This window comes from Streptomyces alkaliphilus (genome assembly GCF_014141535.1).
Lineage (GTDB): Bacteria > Actinomycetota > Actinomycetes > Streptomycetales > Streptomycetaceae > Streptomyces > Streptomyces alkaliphilus.
Genome location: NZ_VKHT01000182.1, coordinates 1 through 6,683 on the forward strand (window position 1 = coordinate 1; position 6,683 = coordinate 6,683).

Sequence of the window (6,683 nt, forward strand, 5' to 3'; positions counted from 1 at the left end):
TCCCCGGGGTGCGCCGACGGGGGTGAAGGGGTCCGGACGCCACGCCCCGGCCGGGGGCGCCCGGCGCCGCCGCCGGAACCGCCACCGGCAACCGAGTTTGAGCAGCGCGGGGAATCCGCTAGAGTTCAAGGCGTCACCGGGAGGCACGGGCCGACCGGGAGGCACTGCGGACGTAGCTCAGTTGGTAGAGCACCACCTTGCCAAGGTGGATGTCGCGAGTTCGAGTCTCGTCGTCCGCTCCGAGGGGTCCCGCGACCCCCCGCCGGTGGAGTGGCCGAGAGGCGAGGCAACGGCCTGCAAAGCCGTCTACACGGGTTCAAATCCCGTCTCCACCTCGGACGATTAGCTCAGCGGGAGAGCGCTTCCCTGACACGGAAGAGGTCACTGGTTCAATCCCAGTATCGTCCACCACCGGCTCCGGTCACCCCGGAGCCGCCCGCGCGATTAGCTCAGCGGGAGAGCGCTTCCCTGACACGGAAGAGGTCACTGGTTCAATCCCAGTATCGCGCACTCCGGACGATTAGCTCAGCGGGAGAGCGCTTCCCTGACACGGAAGAGGTCACTGGTTCAATCCCAGTATCGTCCACCACCGGCCGGGGACCGCCCGGGAACGCCGTGTGGCCGGGCACCTCCCCGGTACCCGGCCACCGAGCCGCCCGTCGAACCCCCGTCCCCACGGGGTGATACGGCCGGGATCCCCGGTTCGGGCCGCTCACCCGAACCCGGGGCGCCGCTCAACGCCCCGTCCCGACCACGGACGACATCCGCTCGCCGTCCCGACCGGTGCGGTGTGGGGCACCGCGGACGACGCGTTCGCGGCGACGGACGGTGACCTCGGGGGACGAGTGCTTCGCCCGCCGCCTGCGACAACGATAGGCCGCCTCTCCCTTCCCGCACGTCAGCCCCGGGAACGGATCACACGCCTCCCCCGGGAGGACCGCGCCCGATCGCGGCTACTCCCCCGGGTGGAGACCGGTGGGTCGGGAAGTCCCTCCCGGAGTGGGGAAGTCCCCCGAACCGTCTCGGGGTTCCGCCGAGCGGCCCGGGATCGTCTGCGCGGCGGAGCCCCAACCGACCGACCCGATCCGTAAGCTGTGCTGCGTCAGATCGGAGCGGCGACGGGGATGGGACATGGCGATGATGCGGCTCCGGCGCGAGGACCCGCGAGTCGTCGGGGCGTTCCGGCTGCACCGGCGGCTCGGCGCCGGCGGCATGGGGGTGGTCTACCTCGGCTCGGACCGGCGCGGCCAGCGTGTGGCGCTGAAGGTGATCCGTCCCGATCTGGCCGAGGACCGTGAATTCCGCTCCCGTTTCGCCCGGGAGGTCTCGGCCGCCCGACGGATCCGCGGCGGGTGTACGGCTCGTCTGGTGGCGGCGGACCTGGAGGCCGAACGCCCCTGGTTCGCCACCCAGTACGTACCGGGTCCCTCGCTGCACGACCGGGTGCTCGCCGACGGACCGATGCCGGCCGCGGAGATCGCGGCGGTGGGGGCCGCGCTGGCCGAGGGACTGGTGGCCGTCCACGAGGCGGGGGTGGTCCACCGTGACATCAAGCCCTCCAACATCCTGCTCTCCCCCAAGGGTCCCCGGATCATCGACTTCGGCATCGCGTGGTCGACCGGTGCCAGCACCCTGACCCGGGTGGGGACCGCGGTGGGCTCACCGGGCTTCCTCGCCCCGGAGCAGGTGCGCGGAGCCGCCGTCTCCGCCGCCACGGACGTCTTCTCACTGGGTGCCACCCTCGCCTGGGCCGCGCTCGGCGACTCCGCCTTCGGCCACGGGAGTTCGGAGGTGATGCTCTACCGGGTGGTGCACGAGGAACCACAACTGCGGGGGGTGCCGCCGGCTCTGGAACCCCTGGTCCGCGCCTGCCTGGCCAAACATCCCGAGGAGCGTCCGACCACGCTGCAACTGTCGCTGCGCCTCAAGGAGATCGCCGTGCGGGAGGCGCGGGGCACCGCCCCGCCCGGGCGGCCGGGTCGACCGGGCGGCGCCGGTGCCTCCACCGGGCGGGAGGCCCTCGCGGCCCCACCGTCGGAGGGACGGACGACGCGGGGCGAAAGACGAAGGGTGCCCGCCGGGGAACGCGCCGCCGGCCGGGAGGCAGGTCTCCCCCGCTCCCCGGGGAACGGTCGCCCCCGAAACGGTGGGAGCACCGGCGCCGCCCGGTCGACCCGGCCGCCCGGCTCGGTGCCGGGCCCCCGGCCCTCCGGGTCCCCGCCCCGGGGCGTCGACGGCCGCCTGCTGCGCCAACGCCTGGTGGTCTTCGTCGTGGTGACCTTCCTGGTGGCCGTCGCCATCACGGTGGCCCGGGGCTGACACCGCCGACCGACGCGAATCCCCCGGACCGACTCGGCCCGGGGGCTACCGGCGGCGGGTGACGTGGAAGGCGACCGCCGAGGCCGCGGCGACGTTGAGGGAGTCCACGCCTGCCGCCATCGGGATCCGCACCCTCAGGTCACAGGCGCGCAGGGCTCGTTCCGAGAGGCCGTGTCCCTCCGTGCCGAAGACCAGGGCGAGACGTTCATCGTTCCGGTCCGCGAGTTCGTCCACGGTGATCGAGTCCTCGGCGAGGCAGAGGGCCGCGGAGGTGAAACCCGCTCCCCGCAGGAGTTCCGCCGTCCGTTTCCAGGGCCCCGGGCGAGCCCAGGGCACCTTGAAGACGGTGCCCATGGAGACCTTGACCGCCCGTCGGTAGAGCGGGTCGGCGCAGCCCGGGGTCAACAGCACCGCGTCCACGCCCAGAGCGGCGGCGTTGCGGAAGGCCGCGCCGAGGTTGGTGTGGTCCACCATGTCCTCGAAGACCGCCACCCGACGGGCGGTGGCGAGCAGGGCGGCGGGGTCGGGCAGCGGCAGCCGGGCCATCGCCGCCAACGCCCCGCGGTGCACGTGGTAACCGGTGAGCCGTTCCGCCGTCTCCTCGGTGACCAGCCAGGCGGGGGCACCGGCCGCGGCCGCGGCGGCGACGAGGTCGGCCATGGGCTCGACCCACCGGGGGGTGAGCAGCAGGGATCGCATCGGATACCCCGCATCCAGCGCGCGGCGGATGACCTTCTCCCCCTCCGCCATGAACAGACCGAGTTCCGGCTCCAGCCGGCGGCGCAGCGCCACGTCGGTGAGGGTGGTGTAGTCGGCGAGCCGGGGATCCGCCGGATCCGCGACCGGCACGGGCCCCGGCGGGACCCCGGGCTTCCGGCCGGCGGACGCGGCGTCCGCCGACGGGGCCCCGCCCGTCACCGGTCCCCGTCCACCGGGTTCACCCTCACCACGTCCCCGATGACGATGACGGCGGGCGGACGGATCCCCTCCTCCGTCAGCCGAGCGGCCACGGTGGCCAGGGTGGCGTCCACCCGACGCTGGGCGGTGGTGGTGCCCTCCTGCACGGCGGCCACCGGCGTGTCGGCGTTCCGGCCGTGCCGGATCAGCTCGGCGGCGATCGCGCCGATCCGCTCCACCGCCATCAGGAGCACGAGTGTGCCGCGCAGCCGGGCGACGGCCGCCCAGTCGACCAGGGAGCGGGCATCGTCCGGGGCCACGTGGCCGCTGAGCACGGTGAACTCGTGGGCCACCCCCCGGTGGGTGACGGGGATGCCGACCGCGGCCGGCACGCTGATGGAGCTGGAGATGCCGGGGACCACCGTGACCGGGATGCCGGCCTCCGCCAGGGCCCGGGCCTCCTCCATGCCGCGTCCGAAGACATAGGGGTCACCGCCCTTGAGACGGACCACCGCCTTCCCGGCCTTCGCGTGCTCGATCAGCGCCTCGTTGATCGCCTCCTGCGCCATGGCGCGGCCGTAGGGAATCTTGGCGGCGTCGATCACCTCGACGTGCGGCGGGAGTTCGTCCAACAGGTCCCGGGGGCCGAGCCGGTCGGCGATCACCACGTCGGCCTGCGTCAGGAGCCTTCGACCGCGCACCGTGATGAGGTCGGGGTCGCCGGGACCACCGCCGACCAACGCCACCCCGGCGGTACGGCCCCGATGGGCGGGAGCGGTCAACGAGCCGTCACGCATGCGCTCCACCACCGCGTCCCGGATGGCGGCCGAACGGCGGGGGTCGGTGCCGGTGAGCACAGCGATGGTGACCCCGTCCTCCCGGGCGGTGGCCGGGGTCCAGGCGGTGGCGGCTGCGGCGTCGTCGCTGCGCACGCACCACACCCGGCGTTCCTCCGCCTCCGCCGACGCCGCCTCGTTGACCGCCGCGTCGTCGGTGGCCACCAGCGCGTACCAGGCGCCCTCCAGGTCACCCGGGCGGTAACCGCGCCGTTCCCAGCTCAGCTCCCCCGCCTCCGCCATGGCCTGCACGGCCGGCGTGGTGGCGGGCGAGACCAGGAGGATGTCGGCACCGGCGGCCAACAGGGCGGGGAGGCGGCGCTGCACGACGGTTCCGCCGCCGAGCACGAGGACGCGGCGGCCCGCCAGGCGCAGGCCGACGGGGTATGCGGGGATCTCGGGCATGGGTGGTCTGCGACTCCTCGACCGGGGGCTGCGGGAGGGGGACGCCGGGCCCGCCACTGCTCCGGGGCGGGCCGCCGAGGCATTCCCCCGGGAGGTCACCCTACGGGGCGGAGGGCCCGGACGCCCCGGGGGTCCCGGGGATCGGACCGGGGCATCCGGCTCGTCCGACCTCACCGAACGCGCCCCGGGGCGGTGAGTCGCCCCGGGGTGGCGGCGCCGGTCTCCTCCTGTCCCGTGCCGGCCGGCGATCAGTTCTTGTCGGTGATTCCGGCGGCGTCGAAGGTGGCGACCTCCCGCAGGGCCCGGGCCGCGGATTGAACGACCGGGAGGGCCAGCAGGGCTCCGGTCCCCTCACCCAGTCGCAGGTCGAGGTCGACCAGCGGACGCAGCCCCAGCGCCGCGAGCGCGGCCATGTGACCGGGCTCCGCGCTGCGGTGCCCGGCGACGCACACCGACACCGCCTCCGGGGCGATGGCCCGGGCGATCAGGGCGGCGGCCCCGGCGCTGACGCCGTCGAGTATCACCGGCACCCGCAGGGACGCGCCGCCCAGGATGAATCCGGCCAGGGCGGCGTGCTCCAGACCACCGACCGCCGCCACCACACCGAGCGGGTCGGTGGGATCCGGCCGGTGGAACTCCAGGGCGCGACGCACCACGTCCACCTTGTGGGCGTGACCGGCGTCATCGACGCCGGTGCCCCGACCGGTGACCTCGGCCGGGTCGGCTCCGGTCCACACGGCGGTGAGAGCCGCCGCGACGGTGGTGTTGGCGATGCCCATCTCACCGGTGAGCAGGGCCCGGTTGCCCGCGGAGACCAGGTCCCGGGCGGTCTCGATGCCGACTTCCAGGGCCCGGACCGCCTCCTCGCGGGTCATGGCGGGGCCGACGGTGAAGTCGTCGGTCCCGGGACGGACCTTGCGCGGGAGCAGGCCGTCGCCGGGCGGCAGGTCGGCGGCCACACCCACGTCCACCACGCAGACCTCGGCCCCCACCTGGGTGGCGAAGGCGTTGCACACCGCGCCTCCGGCCAGGAAGTTCTGCACCATCTGCGCGGTGACCTCGCGCGGCCACGGCGAGACCCCCCGGGCGTGCACGCCGTGGTCACCGGCGAAGATCGCCACCGCGGCGGGCTCGGGAACCGGCGGTGGGCAGGTGCGGGAGAGGCCGCAGAGCTGGGCGGCGAGGATCTCCAGCGCGCCGAGGGCCCCGGCGGGCTTGGTCATCCGCTTCTGTCGCTCCCAGGCCTCGCCCAGGGCTCGCGCGTCCAGGGGGCGGATCTCGGCCAGGGTCTCGGCCAGCAGGTCGTGCGGTTCGGCGCCGGGCAGGGCCCGACGGCCGTAGGACTCCTCGTGCACCACCCAGGAGAGCGGACGCCGCTTGGACCAACCGGCGCGGGCGAGTTCCGGTTCCTCGGGGAACTCGTCCACGTAGCCCACGCACAGGTAGGCGACCACCTCGAGGTGGTCGGGCAGGTCGAGGGAGCACACCAGCTCCCGCTCGTCGAAGAAACTCACCCAGCCGACGCCCAGCCCCTCGGCACGGGCCGCCAGCCAGAGGTTCTCCACCGCCAGGGCGGAGGAATAGGGGGCCATCTGCGGCTGGGTGTGCCGACCGAGCGTGTGCCGGCCACCGCGGGTGGGGTCGGCGGTGACCACGATGTTGACGGGGGTGTCGAGGATGGCCTCGATCTTCAACTCGCGGAACTGCTTGGCACGGGCGCGGGGCAGTGACTGCGCGTACACCTCCCGCTGCCGCTGGGCCAGTTCGTGCACCCGGGTCCGGGTCTCCTCGGAACGGATGATGACGAAGTCCCAGGGCTGGGAGTGCCCCACGCTGGGCGCGGTGTGCGCGGCCTCCAGGACCCGCAACAGCACCTCGTGCGGGATGGGGTCGGGCCGGAAGCCGTTGCGGATGTCCCGACGGTCACGCATCAGGCGGTGGACCGCCTCGCGCTCGGCCTCGTCGTAGCCGGGCGCGGCGGGACCGCGCGGGGCCGGCTCCTCCGCCGCGGGGGCCCCGGCCCCCTCGTCGACGGCCCCCGGCCCACCGGCCTCGGTCGCTTCGGCCGCCTCATCGGCCCGGGGCGCGTCATCGGCGGCCGGTTCGTCCGCCGCAACGGGTTCGTCCGCCGCAACGGACTCGTCCGCCTCGACCTGCACGGCCGGGTCCGGGGCGACGGCCTCCGCCGCGGCCCCGGACCCGGCCGTGCAGGTCGAGGCGGACGAG

Annotated in this window: 4 protein-coding genes and 5 tRNA genes; 6 read left to right on the top strand and 3 right to left on the bottom strand. The window is 74.5% G+C overall.

Annotated features, from left to right (window positions below; translation table 11 throughout):
- Positions 1-166: 166 nt before the first annotated feature.
- The 6 genes from FNQ90_RS08525 to FNQ90_RS08550 all read left to right on the top strand — a co-directional run bounded on the left by FNQ90_RS08525 (position 167) and on the right by FNQ90_RS08550 (position 2,319).
- Positions 167-239 (top strand) — tRNA-Gly (locus FNQ90_RS08525).
- 25 nt (positions 240-264) lie between these two features.
- Positions 265-335 (top strand) — tRNA-Cys (locus FNQ90_RS08530).
- Between the two features lies 1 nt (position 336).
- Positions 337-411: transfer RNA gene (locus tag FNQ90_RS08535), tRNA-Val, on the top strand.
- A gap of 27 nt (positions 412-438) precedes the next feature.
- Positions 439-510, top strand: a tRNA-Val gene (locus FNQ90_RS08540).
- Positions 511-514: 4 nt separating this feature from the next.
- A tRNA-Val gene (locus FNQ90_RS08545) sits at positions 515-589 on the top strand.
- A 542-nt stretch (positions 590-1,131) separates the two neighbouring features.
- A complete protein-coding gene (locus FNQ90_RS08550; protein WP_182605811.1) occupies positions 1,132-2,319 on the top strand; it encodes a serine/threonine-protein kinase in 1,188 nt (395 codons plus the stop codon).
- Positions 2,320-2,364: 45 nt separating this feature from the next.
- Here the strand turns inward: FNQ90_RS08550 and FNQ90_RS08555 are convergent, their stop codons facing one another.
- The 3 genes from FNQ90_RS08555 to cobT form a co-directional block, all read right to left on the bottom strand.
- Complete coding sequence (locus tag FNQ90_RS08555) at positions 2,365-3,168, bottom strand: TrmH family RNA methyltransferase (RefSeq protein ID WP_182605812.1); 804 nt, start codon at positions 3,166-3,168, stop codon at positions 2,365-2,367.
- A gap of 65 nt (positions 3,169-3,233) precedes the next feature.
- Positions 3,234-4,457, bottom strand: a complete 1,224-nt coding sequence (gene cobA / locus FNQ90_RS08560; RefSeq protein ID WP_182605813.1) for a uroporphyrinogen-III C-methyltransferase — start codon at positions 4,455-4,457, stop codon at positions 3,234-3,236.
- Positions 4,458-4,705: 248 nt separating this feature from the next.
- A partial coding sequence (cobT, locus tag FNQ90_RS08565; RefSeq protein ID WP_182605814.1) for a nicotinate-nucleotide--dimethylbenzimidazole phosphoribosyltransferase occupies positions 4,706-6,683 on the bottom strand: 1,978 nt, incomplete at its 5' end.